Source organism: Staphylococcus sp. GDY8P54P, assembly GCF_017892645.1.
In the GTDB taxonomy this organism is placed as follows: Bacteria; Bacillota; Bacilli; order Staphylococcales; family Staphylococcaceae; genus Staphylococcus; species Staphylococcus ureilyticus.
The window spans coordinates 1-2,014 of the sequence record NZ_JAESLN010000015.1 but is presented as its reverse complement, the minus strand read 5'-3'; the positions used below and the strand labels follow the sequence as shown (position 1 = coordinate 2,014).

The window sequence follows — 2,014 nt, the reverse complement described above, 5'->3', positions numbered from 1 at the left end:
AAATTAGCATCATGCTAGCAAGTTAAGCGATGACTGACATGTTTTTTTAGTTGTTATATATATTTTTTTTTTTTGCAACAGAACAACTTTAGTTTTATAATTTGGACATCCATTAATACTATTCATTAATTACTTTTGTTTTAAATCATTTTTCTGATTTTTCATTATGTTTATAATAAGTAATATTAACCAAACCCAAGACAATAAAGTGAAAGGTACAATAATAGCAAAATTTATAAGGTAAGCCCCGATAGCCCACCCCAATCCTATAATAATACCTATAATCGTATACGTTTTATTTACATTTTTTTCAAATATGAAAACAAGTGCTATTAAGATAATAGATATGCCTAAAAAAAGTTGAGAGATGAATGCTGTTGTTCCTAAAATATTAAGGATAGCATCACCTTGCAATAAAATATTTTGTTTCTCTGTACTTGGAGCATTTTGCCATTTGTTTGCAATTTGCGTTAAACCAAATCCGTGAATATAAAAATAGATAGCAAAAATAGTTGTTGTAATTGTAAACTGGGTTAATGCAATTTTAGCCATAAGTCGCGAACTTTGTCTAGATAGATTAAAGAATATGCAAATAAAACCAAATAGCCATAATAATATAGCAATTATGTTTATAAAATGTTTAGTTTGCCAAAATGTTTGCTCAGCCACAAAAGGTATTGCTGTTGATGCTTTTTCAATTGGTGGGTTTCCATGAAAAATAGTAGCAAGTATATAAAGAAATGTTCCAATTAGTACTAAGATTCCACCAAGTGTTTTTTCATTGATTTTCATATTATTTTTTTGACTCCTTCTTCCAATACTTACTCATTTCCATTCCTTTTACACAAATAGCTGTTAAAAATATAGTTAGACAGATAATAGTAACACTAGAAATTATAGCAATTGATATTGTCATATTTGACACCTCCTAAAAAAATACAGTTAATCTAACATTGTTAGATTAACAGCGAAATCCTGTATTGTCAACCAAATGTTGTTTGACTTAATGATAATGTTATACTTAAAAAGTAAAGTTTATTAAAGGAGTTTATTTATTAATGTCTAGAAGAAAAAAAGAGTCTCTTCAACTTTCGGAAAAAACAATTGTCAATGCAGCAATTGTTTTTTTAAAAGAAAACGATCTAAAAAAATTAACAATACGAAATTTAGCTAGTGAATTAGATATAGAAGGAGCGTCTTTATATTGGTATATAAAGAATAAGCAACATTTAATGGAGCTTATCGCAGATGAAATATGTAATAAAATAGAGTATCCTAAATTAAATAAAAAAGCTGAGGATCAAATTATAGATATTTCTTTTCAGTTAAGAAATTTACTTTTAACTATTAAAGATAGTGCACATATTATGGAGGCAACACCACCATTAATGCCAAATCGAAAAAAATTAATATCCTATATTTATAATTTATTTAAGGACTTAGGTATGGATAATAACGAACTCTTTTCTGCTTCATGGATGTTGAATAATTTTATAAATTCTTCTGTTATTGAAGAATATAGAATTTTAGAAAATAAGTCCTCAAAACTACACCAAAAAGTAAGTGATGAATTACCATTTGATAATATTGAACAATTGGATTTAGAAAGAGAATTTAGGTTTGGATTAGAGGTTCTTTTATTAGGTTTTAAAGAAAAAATTAAAGAAAAATAGTGTATAAACAAACCGGTTCTGTTGCAAAGTAAAAAAATATAGCTAACCACTAATTTATCATGTCAGTGTTCGCTTAACTTGCTAGCATGATGCTAATTTCGTAGCATGGCAAAAATCCGTAGATCTGAAGAGACCTGCGGTTCTTTTTATATAGAGCGTAAATACATTCAATACCTTTTAAAGTATGCTTTGCTGTATTGATACTTTGATACCTTGTCTTTCTTACTTTAATATGACGGTGATCTTGCTCAATGAGGTTATTCAGATATTTCGATGTACAATGACAGTCAGGTTTAAGTTTAAAAGCTTTAATTACTTTAACCATTGCTACCTTCGTTGAA

The 2,014-nt window shown here is 27.7% G+C and carries 3 protein-coding genes; 1 reads left to right on the top strand and 2 read right to left on the bottom strand.

Annotated features, from left to right (window positions below):
* Positions 1-129: 129 nt before the first annotated feature.
* Positions 130-792, bottom strand: coding sequence for a hypothetical protein (locus tag KA883_RS07655; protein ID WP_198065348.1), 663 nt, complete (start codon positions 790-792; stop codon positions 130-132).
* Positions 793-1,058: 266 nt separating this feature from the next.
* On the opposite strand from KA883_RS07655, the gene KA883_RS07650 reads away from it, so the two are divergent.
* Positions 1,059-1,673: a TetR/AcrR family transcriptional regulator C-terminal domain-containing protein gene (locus KA883_RS07650; RefSeq protein WP_198065349.1), complete on the top strand. Its 615-nt coding sequence runs from the start codon at positions 1,059-1,061 to the stop codon at positions 1,671-1,673.
* Between the two features lie 73 nt (positions 1,674-1,746).
* Here the strand turns inward: KA883_RS07650 and KA883_RS07645 are convergent.
* A partial coding sequence (locus KA883_RS07645; protein ID WP_210139939.1) for a DDE-type integrase/transposase/recombinase occupies positions 1,747-2,014 on the bottom strand: 268 nt, incomplete at its 5' end.